The following is a 19,068-nucleotide window of genomic DNA, read 5'->3' on the forward strand; positions in this document are numbered from 1 at the left end:
TTGTGCTTAGGCACTGTTGCTTTCTTCTAAGCTAGGTGCCAAATACCTAAATTTGTAGTTCGTGTCTCTTGAAGTCGTTGTGCGCTTAGGCGGATAGCGTCTTCAGGGCACGGTCGCTCATCGACTTTGTTCCGCGTCCCACGGCCAGCGTTCCGGCCTGGACGATCTCGCGGATGCCGAATGGCTCAAGTACTGCCAGCAGTGCTTCGATCTTCGCCGCATTGCCGGTGGCCTCAACGACCAGCGAGTCCGTGGATACGTCGATCACCGATGCGCGGAACAGCTCCGCGGCCTGTGTGACCTGCAGTCGCGTCGCCGCATCGGCGCGCACCTTGATCATGATGTGGTCGCGCTGCACCGAGGTTTCCGGCAGCAGTTCCACGATCTTGATGACGTTGACCAGCTTGTTCAGCTGCTTGGTGACCTGCTCCAGGGAATCCCCTTCGGCGTCCACCACCACGGTCATGCGGCTGATGCCGGCAATTTCCGTGGGGCCTACGGCCAGCGAGTGAATGTTGAAGGCACGGCGGGCGAAGAGGCTGGCGACGCGGGTGAGCACGCCGGGAACGTCTTCAACCAGTACCGAAAGCGTATGCTTTGCCATGTCCTAGTCCTCCTCTTCCCATTCAGGGGTCATGCCGCGGGCAATCTGGATCTGGTCGTTGCTGACTCCCGATGGGACCATTGGCCACACCATGGAGTCGGCCGAGACCACGAAGTCGATGACTACCGGACGGTCATTGATTTCCAATGCCTTCTGGATGGTCGCATCGATATCCTCGTCGCGTTCGCAGCGCAGGCCCACGCAGCCGTAGGCGTCGGCCAGCTTCACGAAGTCCGGAATCCGGGCGGTTCCGTGGCCGGTGTTCAAATCGGTGTTGGAGTAGCGGCCATCGTAGAACAGGGTCTGCCACTGGCGGACCATGCCCAGCGACGAGTTGTTGATGATGGCAACCTTGATGGGGATCCGGTTGATCACGCAGGTAGCCAGTTCCTGGTTGGTCATCTGGAAGCAGCCATCTCCGTCAATGGCCCAGACCACGCGGTCCGGCTGCGCCACCTTGGCGCCCATGGCGGCAGGCACCGAGTAGCCCATGGTGCCCAGGCCGGCGGAGTTCAGCCACGAGCGCGGGCGCTCGTACTTGACGAACTGCGCTGCCCACATCTGGTGCTGGCCCACGCCTGCCACGTAGACGCCTTCCGGACCGGTCAGCTCGCCGATGCGCCCGATAACATTCTGCGGAGCAGAGAGGCCGTCGTGGGTTTCGGTGTAGCCGATCGGGTAGGTTTCGCGCAGGCGGTTGAGCAGTCCCCACCAGCCGGCCAGGTCCTGCTGGGCTTCGTTCTCGAAGCGCGAGGCGCAGGCCTCGTGCAGCTGCGGGATGATTTCATCCAGCGAGCCGACGATCGGCACATCGGCCACGCGGTTCTTGGAGATTTCCGCAGGATCGATATCGGCGTGGATCACCTTCGCGTTCGGCGCGAAGGTGGAGAGCACGCCGGTGACGCGGTCATCGAAGCGGGCGCCGAGGGTAATGAGCAAATCCGACTGCTGCAGTGCCGTGACCGCCGAGACGGCACCGTGCATGCCTGGCATGCCCACGTGCTGTTCATGCGAGTCCGGGAAGGCACCGCGTGCGGTCAGCGTAGTGACCACCGGAGCGTTGATGAATTCCGCGAATTCCTTCAGCTGCTCATGGGCGTTGGCCTTGATCACGCCACCGCCAACATACAGCACCGGGCGGGTTGCCGAAGCGATGAGCTTGGCGGCTTCGCGCAGCTGCTTGTTGTGTCCGCGGGTGACCACGCGGTAGCCCGGCAGGTCGACCTTTGGCGGCCATGAGAAGGTCATGTCGCTCTGCTGGGCATCCTTGGTGATATCCACCAGCACCGGACCGGGACGGCCGGTCTGCGCCAGGTAGAACGCGCTGGCCAGCGTGCGCGGAATGTCTTCCGCGTTGGTGACCAGGAAAGCGTGCTTGGTAATCGGCATCGTGATGCCGACAATGTCTGCTTCCTGGAATGCGTCAGAGCCAATGAAAGCGCTATTGACCTGACCGGTGATTGCCACCATTGGTACCGAGTCCATATTGGCATCGGCCAGTGCGGTGACGAGGTTGGTTGCGCCTGGTCCGGAAGTAGCGATGCATACGCCCACTTCCCCGCTCACCATGGCGTAACCCTGTGCGGCATGGCCGGCACCCTGTTCGTGGCGGACCAAGATGTGGTTAATCTTGGTCGAATCCATCAGTGGATCATAGGTGGGAAGGATGGCCCCACCTGGTAATCCGAAGACGTCTTTGACGCCCAGTTCTTCCAGCGAGCGGACGATGGCTTGTGAGCCCGTCATCTGTGTGGGAGCAACGATATTATTCGGACCCTGTACCGGGTTCGAAGCCTCCACGACGGAAGAGACAGCGGCGGCGGCATCCTTGGTTCGATTGATTGACTTCGCAACCGACGCCGGATTGGCGGGTGTTGAGTTGCTCATCGGGATCCTTTCCATATCTATCTCTTCGTTTGCGCATAAAAAACGCCCCGCGGCCGTCACTACTGACGAAAGGGGGCTTGCGCGTTACCGACGTACTGTCCGTGGTGTTGGACAGTGTCTCAGGCTCCGCGCCTGATAACTAGTAGTACATCGGTGTTTGTTTGCATGCCTCTAGTTTTCTCCACCTCACGGCAAAGAGCAACTAGACACCCTGTTTATCTCATTATATGAGACGGATGTCCAAACCTTGGACGCGACACCGCGAACAAGACTTGGTTATTTCGCTTCCCAGGCACCAACAGCGCCTGTCGAAACGGGATTAGCTGGAGACAAGCACCAGCTGCCTTGGACGCGCATCGCTCGCGCTGCGCACCCCTTGCTCCAAGGAAGCCACCTGCCAGGCAGTTGGTTTCGCTTGCAGCGTTGAGCCGGGAAAGGCATGAGTTCCGTCGATGGCCACACGGGCGCATGGCTTGACGACTCAATTAGCATCCTGGCTCATTAATCCCATTCTAGAAGTCAATATGACCAATCAGATAACCCATGACGTGCCGATGACACATTTCGATAAATGTTGCGACTGGTCAAATTGTCCAAAGTTATCGGTAGAGTATTGGTTATGGACAAGCGCCCAGACGAAAATCCAACCCAGCAGGTAAAGGCCCGCCTCCATGAGGCCTTCGACTCGCAGATCCCCAACTTCGCCAGCTACAATCTCGTGGCGGGCACCGGCATCGCCGGCTCCGGAGGGCTCAAGGTCATTGGATATCGGCGCCAACCAGCGGAACTGATTATTGCGCCAGTGAATGCCAGCAGCTTGGAAGCATCCGAGGATGCGATCAACATCAACAATACGAATGTGAACCAGCTCGCCGAGCTCAGCGATGGCGGCTACGAAATCGCGATCTCTTCGGGCCGGGTGTTCCGCTTCAGCATTCCCGAAGCGCCGAGCATCGACTTGCATGTCGATGATGCCATCAGCATTGGTGCCACCATTGACCAGAAATCAGATGCAGAGGACTTCGCTGATTTCATGGACCACTTCATGAACACCATCGAAGGCACCGAGAACTTCGTATAACCAGCAAGAGAATTCGCCATAGCAAAGGCCATCCCGCCAGCTAGCTCCATTACGAGCTACGCGGCGAGATGGCCTTTTCGCTTACAAAGCCCCGGGATGATTCCCGCGGTAGTCGGAGGCGAGCAGCTGCCCTTCGACGGTGAGGATCTCAACCCGGTCCAACTCGATTGATTCGTAGCCGACGGAGGTCATGACCCGCTCGGCATAGCCGGCAGCACTGCCCTCCGCGATCCAATCACTGCCCTCCACCACAATGGCGAGCACGCCCTGGACCGGAGAGAGCCACCCCACGGTGGCGTACTGGATGGAATCCTGGGCGAATGAATGGAAGCCTGCGGCGCCCTGGCCATTGAGGTACTGGAAGATCTTCTGATCCGCCCATTCCTGGCGCCCTTCGACTTCCTGGAGGTTGTCGGCATACTTCGGCAAGGCCGCGATCTGCTGGCTCACGCTAGGAGTTTGCGCGGATGCTTCGAACTGGAGCGGGGCACAGCTGGCCAGGGACGAAGCCAGCACCAGGCCACCGGCGACCACACTGGCCCTGCGTAACGCATGGATGGCCGCGCCGTGCCGCTGGATACCGGCAGAAATTACTTGAAGCACCATGCAATCGAGCATAGCCAATGACCCGGACAATTCCACAGGAATCACCCTGCACGGATTCCACGCCGGCGGCGGGCCCGGAATCAGCCTTGCTCGACCTGGTACAGGGACATCCCTGCAGCCTGCATCACCAGCCACGGGCTGAAGGCCCAGGGGGTGGCGCGCAGGGCTTCACCGAGTTGTGCCGGATCCACCCAGCAGTAGTCCATGACTTCGTCCGGGTTAGCGGAGATCTCGCTGCCGATTATCGCGGTGAAGACCGGGCAGATTTCGTTTTCCACAATGCCCGAGGCATCCACGGCGCGATAGCGGAAGTCCGGCAGCGCCGATTCGATGCGGCTGACCTTGAAGCCGAGCTCATGGGCCGCGTGGCGCGTAATGGCTTCTTCGAAGCTCTCGCCGGGCTGGGGATGCCCGCAGAAGGAGTTCGTCCAGACCCCTGGCCAGGTCACCTTGGACAGGGCACGACGCGTCACCAGCACCTGGCCAGCTTGATTCTGCACATGGCAGGAGAATGCCTGGTGCAGCACGGTATCCGTGGTGTGAACCAATTCTTTCGGGTGCGTGCCAATAGGCTGGCCTTGATCCGAAAGCAAAATGACGTCCATTGAAATCCTTGAATCCCCATCCGGGTCTAGTAGGTGAAAAGTGCCGAAAAGATCAGGAGCATGGTCAGCAGGAAACCGCACAGGTAGTTGATCCACAAGAATCTCTTCCATCCTCGATTAACCGTACCCGAGCTTGCATCGCTGATTCCAAGATGGGGTAGGACGTTGAGCACATAGGCCAGGGCCAGCACCGCCGCCCAGCGGCCAAGGCCCGACAGGCCCACCGCCACGAGCGCTCCGGCCAGCAGGTAGGCGGCCAAGACCAGGTAGATGGTCGTGCGGGCCGACAAGGCGGTGGCGATCGAGGAGAGCCCGCCTTGGCGATCGGGAACAATATCCTGGATTGCGCCCAGGGCATGGCTGGCCATCCCCCAGAGCAGGAACGCGCCGAAGACCAGCCACTGTTCGGCCTGCACGCTGGCGCCAGCCAGCACCCACCCGTAGACCGCCGGAGAGACGAAGTGCACCGCGCTGGTCAGCGAGTCCAGCCCGGGCCTTTCCTTGAAACGCAGCCGCGGTGCGGAGTAGGCCAGCACCGCAAGGATGGACACGGCCAGAACGAGGTTGGCTGCGCCATCCCCGGCCGCCACGAGCACCGCGAGGAACGGCGCGGCGCACAGGACGCAGGCGACGAGCAGCGCCTTATGGCTCTGCCTGGACAGCAGCGCCCCCTCGATTCCTCCCTTGCGCGGATTGCGCAGGTCCGACTCGTAGTCGAAGACATCGTTCACGCCGTACATCAGCAGGTTGTAGGGGAAGAGGAAGAACACCGTGCCCAGGACCAAACGCCAATCGATCCCGCCGCCGGCCAGCAGATAGGCGGCGGCAAACGGGTAGGCGGTATTCACCCAGGAGATGGGGCGTGAGCTCAATACGATTCCGCGGATCATGAAGCGTCCTTTCTGTGGCTGCGGGCACCGAGCAGCCACCACAGCCCGGGAACCAGGAAGACCGCGCAGGCGGCGTAGAAGAAGTCTTCAATCGGGGCCAGGCCCAGATGCACCCCGGACAGCGTCCCGCTGCCGTAGCCGAACAGCCCGGCGTAGATCATCAGGTTGTCGAAGATCGCGGTGAGCACGAGCATCAAGGCCATGGCAGCGCCCAGCGGCTTGGCGACCGAGCGCAGGCGCTGCTTGCTGGCGGCCAGACCGGCGGCAAAGACGGCCATGGCCGCAAATAGGAAGCAGAAGCTCAATTCAAGGAACATGGTTCTCCCCTAACGTGCGCTTGGGTGCTTTCTGGTTCCGGTTGCGCAGCATTCCGGCCAGCACTGGCAGCCCGGTGAAGGCAATCATGGCGCAATAGCACAAGAAGACCAGGAAGAAGACTTCTTCCACAGGGAACTGCTCGCCCACCATGATTCCGGTCATGAGCTCTGATTCCTTGTGCAGGAAGATGCCCTGCCTGATGGCCAGCACATCCCAGAGCACGAAGAATCCGGTGCCCAGCCCCAGGGCCAGGATCCCGCGCACCGGGTGGCGGAAGATGAAGAGCTTTCCCTTCGCGTCCAGCAGCCCCATGCAGGCCAGCAGTGCCAGCAAGATGCCCAGGTAGATCATGCTCCTGCCTCCTGCCGCACCGTGGCCGCGAAGTTTTCGTCCATGGGCCCCGCGGCCTTGATCCCGAGCACCGCTTTGGCAGCCAGTTCCCCGCTGATCAGGCACATCGGCACGCCGATTCCAGGGCGCACGGTGCTGCCGGCATAGTGCAGCCCGCCCACCTTGGCGCTGCGGTTGCCCGGACGCAGCATGGCGCTTTGCCCCAGGGTATGGGCCAGGCCCAGCGCACCGCCTTTGAAGGCGCCGTACTGCTGGAGGAAGTCCCCCGGGCCGATGCTCTGGCGCACTACGATCCGCTCGCGAAGATCCTTGATGCCAGCCCATGCGGCCAGCTGGTCGATGGCCGCGTCGGCCACCGCTTCCACCGCGGCATCTCCTGCCCCATCGGCTGCGCCGATCCCCCATTCGGGCATGGCCGGAGCCGGAACCAGGATGAACAGGTTCTCGCAGCCTTCCGGGGCCACCGAGGGGTCGGTGGCACTGGGCTTGCAGACATAGATGCTGGTTTCCGCCTCCAGCATCCGCCCTTGGCGAATCCGCGAGAAATTCTCTTTCCAATCGGTGGTGAACAGCAAGTTGTGGTGCTCCAGCTGCGGCAGCTTGCCGCTGATGCCCAGGCAGAGCAGCACCGCGCTGGGGCCGGGGTCTTTGCGCTGGAAGCTCTTGGCGGTATGGGTCTGCAGCTCCTCGGGCAGCAAATGGCCTTCCAGGTGGCGCACATCGGCGGCTGCGATCACATGGGTCGCCGGGGTGCGCTGCTGCCTGCCGTGCGCGTCGATCCAGCGCACCGCGCTGACCCGTGGATTTTTTCCTGCGCTGGTTTCAATGGCCGTTGCGGTGGCGCCCAAATGGATGGCCGCGCCGTGTTTCCGTGCCAGTTCGGCCATGGCATCGGCAACGGCAGCGAAGCCTCCCATCGGGTATTTCACCCCGTCGGTGAGGTCCAGGTGGCTCATCAGCTGGTAGAGCGCAGGGGTGCGGCTCGGGCTGGAGCCCAGGAACACCGCCGGGTATCCGAGCAGCTGGCGGATCTCGTTGCTCGAAAAGCGCCGGGCGACATGGCTTTCCAGGCTGGAGGCCAGCAGCTGGGCCAGTTGCGGGGTCCGGCGCAGGATCCTTGGGTGCAGCAGGGAGGTGAGCGAACTGAAATCGTCATAGAGGAAATGCTCCAAGGCCAATTCATACCCCTCCTTCGCTGTGCGCAGGTACCGCTCCAAGGCTGGGCCGCTGCCCGGTTCCAGGGCTTCGAAGAGTCCGCTGGTCGCAGCGCCGGTTCCGACATCCACCGGTTCTTCGCGGTCCTGGAAGAAGGTGCGGTAGCCGGTGGCCAGTTCGCGCAACTCCAGCTGTTCGCTGGCGCTGGTGCCCATGAGCTTGAACCAGTGCTCGAAGACCTCGGGCATCAGGTACCAGGAGGGGCCGGTGTCGAAGCGGAACCCGTCGCGCTCCAGGCGTCCGGAGCGACCGCCTGGATGCGGCTGCTGCTCGATCAAGGTGACCTTGCAGCCCCGGGCGGCGAGCAACCCGGCGCTGGCCAGGCCGGAGAATCCGCCCCCGATGACTACGACTTCTCTTTGTGCGTGGTTCATCTGCTTGCTACTTCCATTCTTGGCTTGCGGCCGGTGGTGCCCCGGGTGCCCAGCAGCACGCGGGCGGCGATCAGCGCCTTGCGCGGGGCGGAGACCGAGATGCGGGTGCGCAGCAGCTGGGAGGCCGGGGCCTTATCCAGCTGGGAGTTCAGTTCGCGGAACAGGTCATGGGCCAGGCGCACCGCCCGGGCAGCGGACGGGGCCAGGTAGGGCAGGCCGGCACGGGCCTGGGCCAGGTCCTGCTCGATCTGCGCAACCAGCTTCGCCTTGCTTGGCTCATCGAATCCTGCCGGGTCCAGGCCGGGAAAGTAGCTGCGTCCCAAATCTTCGCTGTCTTCCGCCAGGTCGCGCAGGAAGTTGACCTTCTGGAAGGCCGCGCCCAGGCTGCGGGCGGCGTGCTTGGCGCGCTGCGCCTGGGCAGGCGTCAAGTCCGGCGCGGCGGGCATCGCCTGGAAGACCTGCAGGCACATCAGCCCGATGACTTCGGCCGAGCCGTAGATGTAGTCCTGCAAGCTGCGCTCATCATGCTGCCCGGTGCCCAGGTCCGCGCGCATTGAGGCGAAGAACGGGGCGGTGAGCTCGGCGTGGATGCCGGTGGCCCGGGCGGAAATGGTGAAAGCGTGGACCACCATGTTGGTGCTGTACCCGCGTTCCATGGCGCGCAGGGTTTCTGCTTCCAGCTCGTCCAGGCAGGCGGCGATGGCCTGGTTGTCCAGGCCGGCCTGGCAGGCCACCCCGTCCACGATTTCATCGGCCAGGCGCACCAGCGCATAGATATTGGCGATGTGCCGGGCGCTGGCGGCATCCAGCAGCCTGCAGGCCAGCGAGAACGAGGTGGAGTATTCGCCCAGCACCACCCTGGCGCTGCGCTGGGCGGTGCGCGAATAGTGCTCCAAGGCGGCGGTGCCTGCGGTGCTGTTTGGGGAATTGTCAGGATTCATGGCGTTCAGCTGCTTCGATCCAGGATCAGGCCGGTGCATTCGCGCAGCAGCGTCCGGGCTTCTTCGGGCAGGTCCAGGAAGGCCGCGGAGCCGGTGGCCCGCGAGCAGAGTTGCTTAGCCAGCTGCCGGGCGAAGCGCTCGGCCCCCTGCGCGGCCAGTTCCTGGCGGATCCGGCCGGCATCCACTGTTCCTTCGCGGAATCCGCCCAGCAGCTTGGCGAATTCGGGTTGCTCGCTGGCCAGGGCCAGCAAGATGGTGCTCTTGAATTCGCGCAAGTCCGATTCCACCGGCTTGCCGGTGCGTGCCGGATCCCCGAAGGTGCCCAGCACATCATCGATGATCTGGTAGGCCACCCCGAGCTGGCAGCCCACCGCGCCGATGGCTTCGGCCTGGCCGGGGTGCGCCCCGGCCAGCAGCGCTCCGGCCTGCAGCGGCAACTGGAAGGAGTAGGCCGCGGTTTTCATCTGCTCCATGCGCAGCACCTGGCTGGTGGTGGCTGGAGCCGGGCCCAGCGAGTAGAGCAGGTCCTCGAGCTCTCCGGCCCCTGCCTGCTCGATGGCTTGGAAGAAGGCCTGCTGGACCCCGGCTTCGCTGTCGCTTCCGGCCGCGGCCCTGGCTGCGAGCTTGATCGCTTCGCTGATCAGCAGGTCCCCGGCGATGATGCCCACGGAATTGCCCGCATGCTCGGCGTCGGCCCGGTTCCGGCCGCTGGCGATGGCGTGGTCGCGGTAGAGCGCCGAGATGGTCTTTTCCCCGCGGCGCACGAAGTCGCGGTCCACCACGTCGTCGTGGATCAGCAAGGCGGCGTGCAGCAGCTCGAAGGCGCAGCCCAGGTCTATGGCGCGGGCCTCATTGCGGCCGCCGAAGGCCCGGTAGCCGAGCATTACCAGCCCCGGGCGCATCAGCTTGCCGGTAGCCAGCCGTTCGGAGATCCGGGACCAGAGCAGCGCGGTCTGCGCGGAGTAGGCGGCGCTGCGGCGCTGGGCCTGCGTGGCCAGCAGTTCCAGCCGATCGCTGATGGCGCGCCGGGTGGGTGCATCGATGAGCCCGCCTGAGGCTGGCGCGCCAGCCGCTGCGGCCGGCGGGGCCTGGTGTGTGGTGGTGTGCATTCTCATGGTTCCCTACTGAAAGGATGTGGTGGGGTTTGCTTGGTTCTCTTCGCTGCTCACGGTGTCCCGCGTCTCCAGCTCTCGCCGGGCATCTTCGAGCAGGACGCCCAGATTCCTGCGCGACGGCTCGTCCAGCTGCGCGTATAACGTGTGCAGCTTGCGCAGCAGCACCTGCCCTGGCCCGGTGGATACCGGGAAATTGCTCCCCGGGGCCACCAGGGTGCGCCGCCGATCCGCGGCATGGTGCCTTCTTTCAACCATCCCGCGGGCTTCGAGCCGGTCCAGCACCGAGGTGATTCCTGCCGATGACACTCCCAGTTCGCGGGCCAGTTCCCCGGAGCTGGGCGTTTGCATGGAACGCAGCAGGTTCACCGCACGCAAATCTGTATCGTTCAGGTCAAGGCTGTGGCGCAGGCGCGCTTCGCTCAGTGCATAGGACCGCTGGAGCTTGAGCAGCAACCGGAACACTTCCGAGGCAATCAGCGGACGTGAACAATCCATGATAACTTCTCTCGCCTAGTTGATATTTAGCTTTTCTAGATACATCATGGTTTAACTATCTCGTTTTGTCGACTCGAAGCGGGAAAATTTTTCAACCGACATCAGGAGCACACGATGAGCAGTTCCACGGATTCCCCGAATTTTCCCTATCGAGCCCCCGCGTCGGCCACATCCTGGGCACTGCCGGTGTTCACGGCGATTGCCCTGGTCCTGGCCATTGCCGTTTCATTTATCGGAAGCGGGGCCCTGGGCGGAACTCCGGTCCAGCAGGCAGCCGGCGGCTATCTGGGCGCTGACTCGACGCTGCTGGCCCCCGCGGGTCCGGCCTTCTCCATCTGGAGCGTGATCTACGCCGGGCTGGCCGTCTACGGAATTTTCCAGCTCACTCCGGCCGGACGCCGCTCGGCCTGGGCCGCCAAGCTGCGGATTCCCGCGCTGCTTTCGGCATTGCTGAACGCCGCATGGATTACCGTGGTCCAGCTGGGCTGGCTGGGCGCCAGCGTGGCAGTGATCTTCATCCTCGTCGCGTGCTTGGCTTGGATGTTGACCATCATGGTGGCAGGCACCCCGGCCTCGCGCACCGAATACTGGATCATGTGGCTGACCTTCGGCATCTACCTGGGCTGGGTCTGCGTAGCCAGCATCGCCAACACCTCCGCATGGCTGCTCTCCCTGGGCTTTGGCCAGGACGCCTCCTGGGCACCAGGAGCGGCAGTGGCACTGCTGGTGGTCGCAGCCGTCATCGGGCTGGGCACCACCGCCTACTCGGGCAGGATCTTCACCGCCTTGGCCATCGCCTGGGGCCTGGGCTGGATCGGCGTGAGCCGGCTGTCCGGAACCAATCAGTCTGAACTGGCCGGGTACGCCGCGCTGGGCTGCGCCGCGCTGCTCCTGCTCGGATCCATGGTGATCGCCTGGCGCAAGCGCGGTGTTCGAACGCCATGAGCTTGATAGCAGTGACCGGAGCGACCGGATATATCGGCGGACGGCTGGTGCCTCTGCTCTTGCGCAACGGGCACCGGGTCCGAGTATTCACCCGTGATGCGCAGCGCCTGCGCGATACCCCGTGGCGCAGCCAAGTCGAGATCATCGAGGGAGACCTGCAAGATGAGCACGCCGTGGCCAAGCTCTGCAAGGACGCGGACCTGCTCTACTACCTGGTGCATTCGATGTCCGGGACCCGGGATTTCGCGGCCCCGGAAAAAGCGTGCGCGCAGGTCATGGCGCAGGCCGTACGCGAACAGGACGTCAGCCAGCTGGTCTACCTTTCCGGGTTGCATCCGGCAGGCGAACTCAGCGAGCACCTGGCTTCGCGCGTGGCCGTGGGGCAGATCCTGTCAGCGGCCGCCAGCACCCTGGTGCTCCAGGCGGGCCTGGTGATCGGCTCCGGCTCGGCCAGTTTCGAGATGGTCAGGCACCTGAGCGATGTGCTCCCGGTGATGCCGGCCCCACGCTGGGTGCTGAACCAGGTCCAGCCCATCGCCATCCGCGACACCTTGCACTATCTTGCGGCTTGCGCCGAGCTGGCGCAGCCCGCGCAGGGAACCTATGACATCGGCGGCCCCGGCACCTACAGCTACGCGCAGCTGATGAAGATCTATGCCCAGGTGGCCGGCCTGCGCGAGCCGAAAGTCTGGCCATTGCCGCTGCTGACCCCGCGGCTGGCTTCGCACTGGGTGAATCTGGTGACGCCGTTGCCGCGCACCTTGGCTTCCGCGCTGGTGCAGTCGCTGCAGCATGATTGCGTCATGGGCTCGCGGGACATCGATAAGCTGATTTCTCCGCCTGCCCAGGGCTTGTGCGACTATCCGCGAGCGGTGCAGCTGGCACTGGAAAAAATGGATGCCGACGCGGTGCAAACCAGTTGGGCTACCGCCCAGCCGATTTCGGCACCCGCCGAACCGCTGCCCTCTGATCCGCAGTGGTCCGGGCGCAAGGCCTATACCGACATCCGCCGCATCAGCACCACGGCAACCGAGGCGCAGCTCTTCAGCGTGCTGCATCGGCTCGGCGGGGAATCACCATATTTCGCTTTCCCCGCCCTGTGGAAGCTGCGCGGCTTGATGGACAAGCTGGCAGGCGGCGTGGGGTCGCGGCGCGGACGCCGCTCGCACAGCACGCTGGCACTGGGAGATGTGGTGGATTGGTGGCGCGTGGAAGCCCTGGAGGAAAACAGCTTGCTGCGCTTGCGCGCGGAGATGCGCGCCCCGGGCCAGGCATGGCTGGATTACCGGATCGAAAAGCGAGCTGACGGGCGAAGCGAACTGATCCAGCGAGCTGTGTTCTTCCCGCGGGGCTTGGCCGGACGCTGCTACTGGTGGGCGGTATACCCGTTCCATGGGGCCATCTTCCCGGCCACCATCAAGAACATTGTGCGCGCCGCGGAAAATTAGGTGGCTGGCTGAGGATCCAGTACGTCCCGGAACTACTCCGCTTCGCCGGCAGCGGTTGAATCGAGGCTGCTTTCCAAGGCATCGGAGGTCCCGGCAAGGAACCGGATCACTACGTCCCGCTCCTCAGGGCTCATCGCGTTGGCCACTTCGAATCTCTTGGCATGGTGCCGACCCACTTGCTCGCGTGCTGCCAGGTGGGTTTCTTCGGTGACCTCGACGCATTGCGAACGCCGGTCGGTTGGATGTCTGGTGCGCCGCACATGGCCGTGGGCTTCCAAGCGGTCAATCATCTTGGTGACCGATGCGCTGGAAATTCCCAGATACTGGCTCAGCGCACCCGGGGTGACGGATTGGCCCGCATGCTTGGCGGAGATCATCTTGCGGATCGCCCGCATGTCGGTTTCGTTCAGCTTCATGAACTGCTGGGAGCTGCGCATGATGCGGCGTTCGATTTGGCGCATCCGGCCCATTTCAGCCATGATGCGGTCGATTTGCTCCAGATTGGCTGGGGCTATGCCTGCCCGCTTGATCAGGTCCTGGCCAGGATCGGATTCAGAAAGCCCATACATGGTGGGCAGTTCCTTGGCTGCCATGGTGCCCCTCCTCCTCGGATCGCGGCCGCTTGCCTTATTTGGATCATACGCTTGGTCAACCGCTGCGGATGCATGCAAAAACCCTGCGGCCGATGGAATCAGACCGCAGGGTTCAGTTGGTGCGAGTAGAGAGACTTGAACTCTCACGTCCGAAGACACTGGAACCTAAATCCAGCGCGTCTACCAATTCCGCCATACTCGCTAGCGCTACACCGGAAACACTGTTTCCTCGAAGGCGACCTCATTTAGTGTAGCGGAAGTTCTGCCTGATATGAAATCAGCCAGAGGAGGGGTCTACTTGGGATCAATGCCCAAGTCACGACGCAGCTTGGCCACATGGCCGGTGGCGCGAACGTTGTACTGCGCCAGCGCGATTTTGCCCTCTTCATCGAGCACGATAGTGGAGCGAATCAGGCCCTCGTAGACCTTGCCGTAGTTCTTCTTTTCTCCCCAGGCGCCGTAGGCTTCAGCTACCGCGTGGTCCTCGTCGGAGAGCAGCGGGAAGTTCAATTCTTCCTTGGCGACAAACTTTTCCAGCTTGGCGGTCTTGTCCGGGGAAATGCCCAGAACTGCGTAACCCAGGGACTGCAAAGATTCGAGTGAATCGCGGAAATCGCAGGCCTGCTTCGTGCAGCCCGGGGTGGATGCGGCTGGGTAGAAGTACACGATGGTCTTCTTGCCGCGGTAATCAGCCAAGGCAACAGACTTGCCAGCAGCGTCCTGCAAGGTGAAATCAGGGGCCTGGTCACCGATGGACAGACGGTTAGTCTTTTCGGAAGTACTCATGAGCTGATCCTCTTTTCTTTGCGGTATACAAAAAATCCGACCTGACGAATCAGATCGGATCTACTGTGCGCCCTCCGGGACTCGAACCCGGAACCTAATGATTAAGAGTCATTTGCTCTACCAATTGAGCTAAAAGCGCTTCCTCGCTCTGACTAGTTCTTTTTCAGAACTCGTCTTTGCGACGTAGACAATCATAGGCAGAAATGATGCAAAAGCAAAAATCGGCCAGTACCCGACCTCAGAACATAAAATTCCAAGTCAACTCCATAATATCACCAATTGTCCGGCTTGAAAGTAATCTAAAACACACATAACATCTTGTTCTTCAGTAGTCGTTGAGCACTGAAATGCAGGCACTCTTGGCATGGGTTCGACTTTCACCATCCGGGTGGTGAAAGCAATGGAATGATTGTCCACTTACTATCGCGACGGCATGGCAACCTATCTAGGCATCGAAGGGCAAACACCAGCGAAGCATGCAGTCGATTGCAGACTGTCAACAGTGCCCGCCCTAGTGATCATGGCCGGCGAAAGCTTCTAGGTTCATAAAGCCGTCAGTTGAGGCTAGGCTCATATCAACCATCACTTGGAGGACTCATGTCGCGCTCGGCCAAACGAATTCTCGGGAACGTTTCTGTACTAGTTGTACTTGTCGCACTTGTGGCCGTACTCGTGGTTTCAGCGACTAGCCCCAGGTTGCTGAAGAACGACGCGAAGCTTACTGCTGAAGCAAATGCCGGAACGCCTATTGTTCAGGCGCAGAACACGCCGAGCCCTACCCCAGGGTCGACAGCCAACGCCCAAAGTACGCCAAAGACGATGAGCGAAGTCAGCCAGGAATGGGCAGATGAAAAAATAACCCAGTACCTAAATGGAAATGGTGCTCATAGTTTCGACGCTTTCCCTGGTAGCGCGCAAGGTGACACGATCCGCTGGAGCTCCCCATCCGAAGGCAAGCTTGTGATTACCGTACAGGATGGCTGGTCTTCAGAAGACCTGGAGGCCTATGCGAATCTGGTCTTGACCACGGTTGGCCACGAATCCCCTGAACTCACAAACGTCACCGTGAAGACCGACAACAATGTGGTGGTCGAAACCGTGGCGGCAAAAACCTCGCAGGACTAGGTCAAAAAGACAGTAACAGCTCTGGTTACGCTGGATTCCCTCGCCCTAGTCGGTAACCCCTGAGGCTATCGAGGTCGAAGTTAAGCCAATCATCGAGCCAGCTGATGAGTCGAAGCCATCTATCGGGGCTGCGTTCATGCGAGGGATCATGATGAGCCTGCTCGAACGCTATCGACGTGCTGAACTCACTTGACGTTCATATCTTGAAGAGTGCGATCAACGCCCGAGCTTCGGATGCGAACACCGTAGTTGCCTGGAGACCATGGCTCCTTGTCCTCGCCGAGCGCCGTCCTGAACTTGAAGAAGAACCACCGGGACAAACAAAAAGGCCAGACCGAAGCCTGACCTTTGTTTTGTGCGCCCTCCGGGACTCGAACCCGGAACCTAATGATTAAGAGTCATTTGCTCTACCAATTGAGCTAAAAGCGCGTATTAATTTATGCAAACAAGTTGTCTGGTGAACCGAACAAATTGTTCGTGCGCCCCCCGGGACTTGAACCCGGAACCTAATGATTAAGAGTCATTTGCTCTGCCAATTGAGCTAGAGGCGCCCGCTGCGATGTTCTAGAAGCTTTTCGGGCTTCGCGCTTTCGCAACGAGATAAAACTTTACCAGCAATTTCCCTCAGCGCAAATTCGGGGGCCAGCATTCTGCGGTGACCTTCATTACAGGACATGACTAGGGGTTACTACCAAAGCGCGGATGGGGTTTGTACAGTGTTTCCATGAGCACCCAACTAACGATTTCATTCCCGACACAAGATCTGATTGATGCGGTCGGTCCGATCCCGGAAAACCTCAAAGCTGTGCTCTGGGACCTGGAGAGCACCCCCGGAACTGCGCTGGAAGAAATCGACATTGCCATCCTTCCCTATATGTCGAATCCCCAGACGCTGAAGAACATCCGCAAGGCACCGAACGTCAAGATCGTCCAGACCCAGACCACCGGCTTCGACGGAATGGTTGACCTGATTGGCGATCGCGCAAATATCAATACCGCGGCCGGCGTCCACGCGGCGGCTACCGCCGAGATGGCCATCGGCCTGGCCATCGCATCCCTGCGCGGCTACCCGCACGCGGTCCGAGACCAGCAGCAAGGCCGCTGGAATCCCCAGCAGTGGCCCGGCTTGGCTGATCGGACGGTGGCATTGGTTGGCGTGGGCGGCATCGGCGAAGAGATCCGCAAGCGCCTGGAGCCCTTCGAGGTCAATCTCCTGCGCTTCGGCTCCACGGCCCGCACCGATGAGCATGGCGAAATCTTCGCAACTTCTGATCTCGCAGCACGCGCGGCGCAGATCGAAGTGCTGATCCTGATCGTGCCGCTCAACGATTCCACCCATCATCTGGTCGACGCTGATCTGCTGGCCAAGCTTCCTGACGGTGCAACCGTGGTCAACGTCGCTCGCGGCCCGGTGGTGGATACCGACGCAATCGTGGCAGAAGTCGCTTCGGGCCGCTTGAACATGGCATCGGATGTATTCGACCCAGAACCCCTGCCGGCCGATCACCCATTGTGGCAGCACCCTAATGCCTTGGTCATTCCCCACAACGGCGGCAACACCAAGGCGTTCTTCCCGCGCATGGTGAAGTTGCTCAAGAAGCAGGTGCAGGCCTGGGCAGCGGGCAACGACGGCGAGAACCTCGTGCACCGCAGCTAACAATTTAGCGACAGTTGACGGCTCCGGGAGTTTTGGCTCCCGGAGCCGTGGCCGTGGTGCGCTATCTTTGATAAATACCTTTGCGCACATTTACTTGCTTGTTCCCTGCGCGAAGCAGTACCGCCTGCCATAGGAAGATGAGTCATCCCAGTGCCCGAATTGCCATTGAAACTCGTATCACGACGCGCATTGCTGACCGGTACATTGGCGACTACCGCACTGGCACTGACCGCCTGCACCGGAAACCCAGGGCCCGCGGCCTCCGCTTCGCCCACAGCCTCGGCCAGCGCACCGCGCATTCCCCGGACCCTGCGCCTGGCAGCAGCCGCTCCCCCGGTCAAGCTGGATCCGGCCATCGTGGCGGATAACGAATCCTTCCGGATCACCCGCCAGGTGTACGAGACGCTGGTCGATATCGATCCCGATACCGGTGGCGCCGTAGCCGGCCTGGCCGAATCCTGGACCGAAAGCCCTGATGGCTTGCGCTACACCTTCACCCTGCGCGAAGGCGTGCTCTTCCACGACGGCACCGAATTGACCGCAGAAGCAGTGGTCGCCAACTTCAAACGCTGGGAAAACTTGTCCCCGCAGCTGCGCGCTTCATCCAGCCAGGGCTTTGCCAATGTTTTCCACTTCGACAGCGACATCCCCAAGCTTCCAACTGCCAAGGAACTCGAAGAAGAGTTCAAGAGCGCTGCCGACGCCAGCGAAGAGGAACTGGCCACCCAGCAGCTGCGCACCAAGCAGCTTGAAGAGCTGACCAAGAAATTCGACACCAAGCTCTTCGAAGGCAAGTCCGCAGCCGGTTCCGCCAGCTATTTCGAATCCGTCAAGGCAACCGGCAAGTACCTGGTCGCCTTGAACCTGCGCCGCCGGCTGCCAGGGCTGATCGAAGCGCTGACCCTGCCGGGCATGGCCATTGCCGCGCCCAGTGCGTTGACCGGCGGCCCTGGGCAGAACCCGGCCGAGTCGCTCTCCACCCACCCGGTAGGTACCGGGCCATACACTTTCGTTTCCCATGAGGACAATGTGGTGCGCCTGGAGATCTTCAAGGACTATTGGAATCAACCGCGGCTATCCAATAACACCGCGCATCCCGAGGTTGCGCTGATCTCTGCTGTGCCTTCGCCCTACAACCGCGAAGGCGCGCTGCTGGCCGATGAAATCGACGGCTTCGACATGGTCTCGGTGGACATCATGCGCACCCTGGTGCGCAATGCCAAGGTGGTTGTCCAGCGCGATCCCTTCTCCGTGCTCTACCTCGGCATGAACCAGCGCAATAAGTGGCTGGCCAAGCCGGAATTCCGCATGGCCATTGCGCACGCGGTCAACCGCAGCTCGCTGGCCGAGAAGCTGTTCCTGCAAGGATCCAAGCACGCTTCGACCCTCTTGCCGTCCGCCTTGAGCATTCCGGCACCGGAAGATACGCCGAACCACGATGCATCGAAGGCCAAGACCTTGCTGGCCGAGTTGGGCTACAAGGGCGAACAGATCGAGTTCGCCTACCCGCTGCAGGTTTCGCGCAACTACCTGCCGCTGCCTGAACGCACGTTCGCGCAGATCGCCGAGGACCTCGCCGCAGTGGGCATCCGCATCAAGCCGCGCCCGATTGCATGGACCGACGGCTACGTGCAGACCGTGCAGTCCAAGGACTTCGCGGGATTGCACCTGCTGGGATTCTCCGGCGGCTACCGTTCGGCAGACGACTTCCTTTCCGGCATTTTGGCGGCCAAGGAGAATGAGTTCGGATACACGTCGACGTTACTTGACTCACAGATCATGCTGGCCCGTTCCATCCCTTCCGGAGAGGAACGGACCGCCGCCTATGCCGATATCCTCAAGACCCTGAACGCGGATCTGCCCGCGCTCCCACTGGTCTTTCCGATCTCTGCGCTGGCGTTTAACGGCAATGTCACCTTCTATCCGCCATCGCCGATGCTCAATGAGTGCTACGCGGATGTGCAGATGGCAAACTCGCCGTCTATCTCAAGTTAGTGACCGTTAACCCAGTTAACGATTTCTAACCCCCGGG

At 61.6% G+C, this 19,068-nt stretch carries 19 protein-coding genes, 4 tRNA genes and 1 pseudogene; 6 read left to right on the plus strand and 18 right to left on the minus strand.

Annotation, left to right across the window (positions count from 1 at the left end; all coding sequences use genetic code 11):
* Nucleotides 1-85: 85 nt before the first annotated feature.
* Nucleotides 86-604: an acetolactate synthase small subunit gene (ilvN, locus tag EDF61_RS15470; protein WP_105658085.1), complete on the minus strand. Its 519-nt coding sequence runs from the start codon at nt 602-604 to the stop codon at nt 86-88.
* 3 nt (nt 605-607) lie between these two features.
* Nucleotides 608-2,491: an acetolactate synthase large subunit gene (locus EDF61_RS15475; protein ID WP_105658084.1), complete on the minus strand. Its 1,884-nt coding sequence runs from the start codon at nt 2,489-2,491 to the stop codon at nt 608-610.
* 619 nt (nt 2,492-3,110) lie between these two features.
* On the opposite strand from EDF61_RS15475, the gene EDF61_RS15480 reads away from it, so the two are divergent.
* Entirely contained in the window at nt 3,111-3,572 is a 462-nt protein-coding gene (locus EDF61_RS15480; RefSeq protein ID WP_105658083.1) for a hypothetical protein, read from the plus strand.
* 81 nt (nt 3,573-3,653) lie between these two features.
* On the opposite strand, the gene EDF61_RS15485 is transcribed toward EDF61_RS15480, so the two are convergent.
* The 10 genes and pseudogenes from EDF61_RS15485 to EDF61_RS15525 form a co-directional block, all read right to left on the minus strand.
* Nucleotides 3,654-4,178, minus strand: coding sequence for a hypothetical protein (locus tag EDF61_RS15485; RefSeq protein ID WP_133834691.1), 525 nt, complete (start codon nt 4,176-4,178; stop codon nt 3,654-3,656).
* A gap of 80 nt (nt 4,179-4,258) precedes the next feature.
* Complete coding sequence (gene idi, locus EDF61_RS15490) at nt 4,259-4,783, minus strand: isopentenyl-diphosphate Delta-isomerase (RefSeq protein WP_105661113.1); 525 nt, start codon at nt 4,781-4,783, stop codon at nt 4,259-4,261.
* 26 nt (nt 4,784-4,809) lie between these two features.
* Complete coding sequence (locus EDF61_RS15495) at nt 4,810-5,673, minus strand: prenyltransferase (protein ID WP_105661112.1); 864 nt, start codon at nt 5,671-5,673, stop codon at nt 4,810-4,812.
* Complete coding sequence (locus EDF61_RS15500) at nt 5,670-5,990, minus strand: lycopene cyclase domain-containing protein (protein WP_105658079.1); 321 nt, start codon at nt 5,988-5,990, stop codon at nt 5,670-5,672. The genes EDF61_RS15495 and EDF61_RS15500 overlap by 4 nt, the downstream gene beginning before the upstream one ends.
* Nucleotides 5,980-6,342: a lycopene cyclase domain-containing protein gene (locus tag EDF61_RS15505; RefSeq protein ID WP_105661111.1), complete on the minus strand. Its 363-nt coding sequence runs from the start codon at nt 6,340-6,342 to the stop codon at nt 5,980-5,982. Before EDF61_RS15505 ends, EDF61_RS15500 begins: the two co-directional genes overlap by 11 nt.
* Nucleotides 6,339-7,865: a phytoene desaturase family protein gene (gene crtI, locus EDF61_RS15510; protein WP_353653994.1), complete on the minus strand. Its 1,527-nt coding sequence runs from the start codon at nt 7,863-7,865 to the stop codon at nt 6,339-6,341. The genes EDF61_RS15505 and crtI overlap by 4 nt, the downstream gene beginning before the upstream one ends.
* A 3-nt stretch (nt 7,866-7,868) precedes the next feature.
* A pseudogene (locus EDF61_RS19230) lies at nt 7,869-7,937 on the minus strand (hypothetical protein); the annotation flags it as partial.
* Nucleotides 7,928-8,872, minus strand: a complete 945-nt coding sequence (locus tag EDF61_RS15515; protein WP_105661109.1) for a phytoene/squalene synthase family protein — start codon at nt 8,870-8,872, stop codon at nt 7,928-7,930. The gene EDF61_RS15515 and the pseudogene EDF61_RS19230, both read right to left, overlap by 10 nt.
* Nucleotides 8,873-8,877: 5 nt before the next feature.
* Nucleotides 8,878-9,981, minus strand: a complete 1,104-nt coding sequence (locus EDF61_RS15520) for a polyprenyl synthetase family protein (protein ID WP_286172288.1) — start codon at nt 9,979-9,981, stop codon at nt 8,878-8,880.
* 12 nt (nt 9,982-9,993) lie between these two features.
* Nucleotides 9,994-10,482 carry a MarR family winged helix-turn-helix transcriptional regulator gene (locus tag EDF61_RS15525; RefSeq protein ID WP_133834694.1) on the minus strand — a complete coding sequence of 163 codons (489 nt, stop codon included), beginning with the start codon at nt 10,480-10,482 and terminating at the stop codon, nt 9,994-9,996.
* Nucleotides 10,483-10,596: 114 nt separating this feature from the next.
* On the opposite strand from EDF61_RS15525, the gene EDF61_RS15530 reads away from it, so the two are divergent.
* The gene (locus EDF61_RS15530; protein WP_133834695.1) at nt 10,597-11,427 is read left to right on the plus strand and encodes a TspO-related membrane protein; all 831 of its coding nucleotides are present in this window, start codon (nt 10,597-10,599) and stop codon (nt 11,425-11,427) included.
* On the plus strand, nt 11,424-12,875 hold the full coding sequence (locus EDF61_RS15535) for an SDR family oxidoreductase (RefSeq protein ID WP_133834696.1): 1,452 nt from the start codon (nt 11,424-11,426) through the stop codon (nt 12,873-12,875). Before EDF61_RS15530 ends, EDF61_RS15535 begins: the two co-directional genes overlap by 4 nt.
* 32 nt (nt 12,876-12,907) lie before the next feature.
* On the opposite strand, the gene EDF61_RS15540 is transcribed toward EDF61_RS15535, so the two are convergent.
* From EDF61_RS15540 to EDF61_RS15555, 4 genes are all read right to left on the minus strand, one after another.
* Nucleotides 12,908-13,468 carry a MarR family winged helix-turn-helix transcriptional regulator gene (locus EDF61_RS15540; RefSeq protein WP_133834697.1) on the minus strand — a complete coding sequence of 187 codons (561 nt, stop codon included), beginning with the start codon at nt 13,466-13,468 and terminating at the stop codon, nt 12,908-12,910.
* 117 nt (nt 13,469-13,585) lie between these two features.
* Nucleotides 13,586-13,670: transfer RNA gene (locus EDF61_RS15545), tRNA-Leu, on the minus strand.
* 92 nt (nt 13,671-13,762) lie between these two features.
* Nucleotides 13,763-14,254, minus strand: coding sequence for a thioredoxin-dependent thiol peroxidase (bcp, locus tag EDF61_RS15550; protein ID WP_133834698.1), 492 nt, complete (start codon nt 14,252-14,254; stop codon nt 13,763-13,765).
* A 66-nt stretch (nt 14,255-14,320) separates the two neighbouring features.
* Nucleotides 14,321-14,393, minus strand: a tRNA-Lys gene (locus EDF61_RS15555).
* A gap of 458 nt (nt 14,394-14,851) precedes the next feature.
* Here EDF61_RS15555 and EDF61_RS15560 point away from each other — a divergent pair.
* Complete coding sequence (locus tag EDF61_RS15560; protein ID WP_133834699.1) at nt 14,852-15,379, plus strand: hypothetical protein; 528 nt, start codon at nt 14,852-14,854, stop codon at nt 15,377-15,379.
* A 356-nt stretch (nt 15,380-15,735) separates the two neighbouring features.
* On the opposite strand, the gene EDF61_RS15565 is transcribed toward EDF61_RS15560, so the two are convergent.
* Nucleotides 15,736-15,808, minus strand: a tRNA-Lys gene (locus EDF61_RS15565).
* A gap of 49 nt (nt 15,809-15,857) precedes the next feature.
* Nucleotides 15,858-15,930: transfer RNA gene (locus EDF61_RS15570), tRNA-Lys, on the minus strand.
* Between the two features lie 173 nt (nt 15,931-16,103).
* On the opposite strand from EDF61_RS15570, the gene EDF61_RS15575 reads away from it, so the two are divergent.
* Together EDF61_RS15575 and EDF61_RS15580 are read left to right on the plus strand one after the other, a co-directional pair.
* On the plus strand, nt 16,104-17,036 hold the full coding sequence (locus tag EDF61_RS15575) for a 2-hydroxyacid dehydrogenase (RefSeq protein WP_133834700.1): 933 nt from the start codon (nt 16,104-16,106) through the stop codon (nt 17,034-17,036).
* 150 nt (nt 17,037-17,186) lie between these two features.
* The gene (locus tag EDF61_RS15580) at nt 17,187-19,031 is read left to right on the plus strand and encodes an ABC transporter substrate-binding protein (protein ID WP_166650845.1); all 1,845 of its coding nucleotides are present in this window, start codon (nt 17,187-17,189) and stop codon (nt 19,029-19,031) included.
* Nucleotides 19,032-19,068: the final 37 nt, after the last annotated feature.

It is taken from the genome of Arthrobacter sp. JUb115, from assembly GCF_004365035.1.
Classification (GTDB): domain Bacteria; phylum Actinomycetota; class Actinomycetes; order Actinomycetales; family Micrococcaceae; genus Glutamicibacter.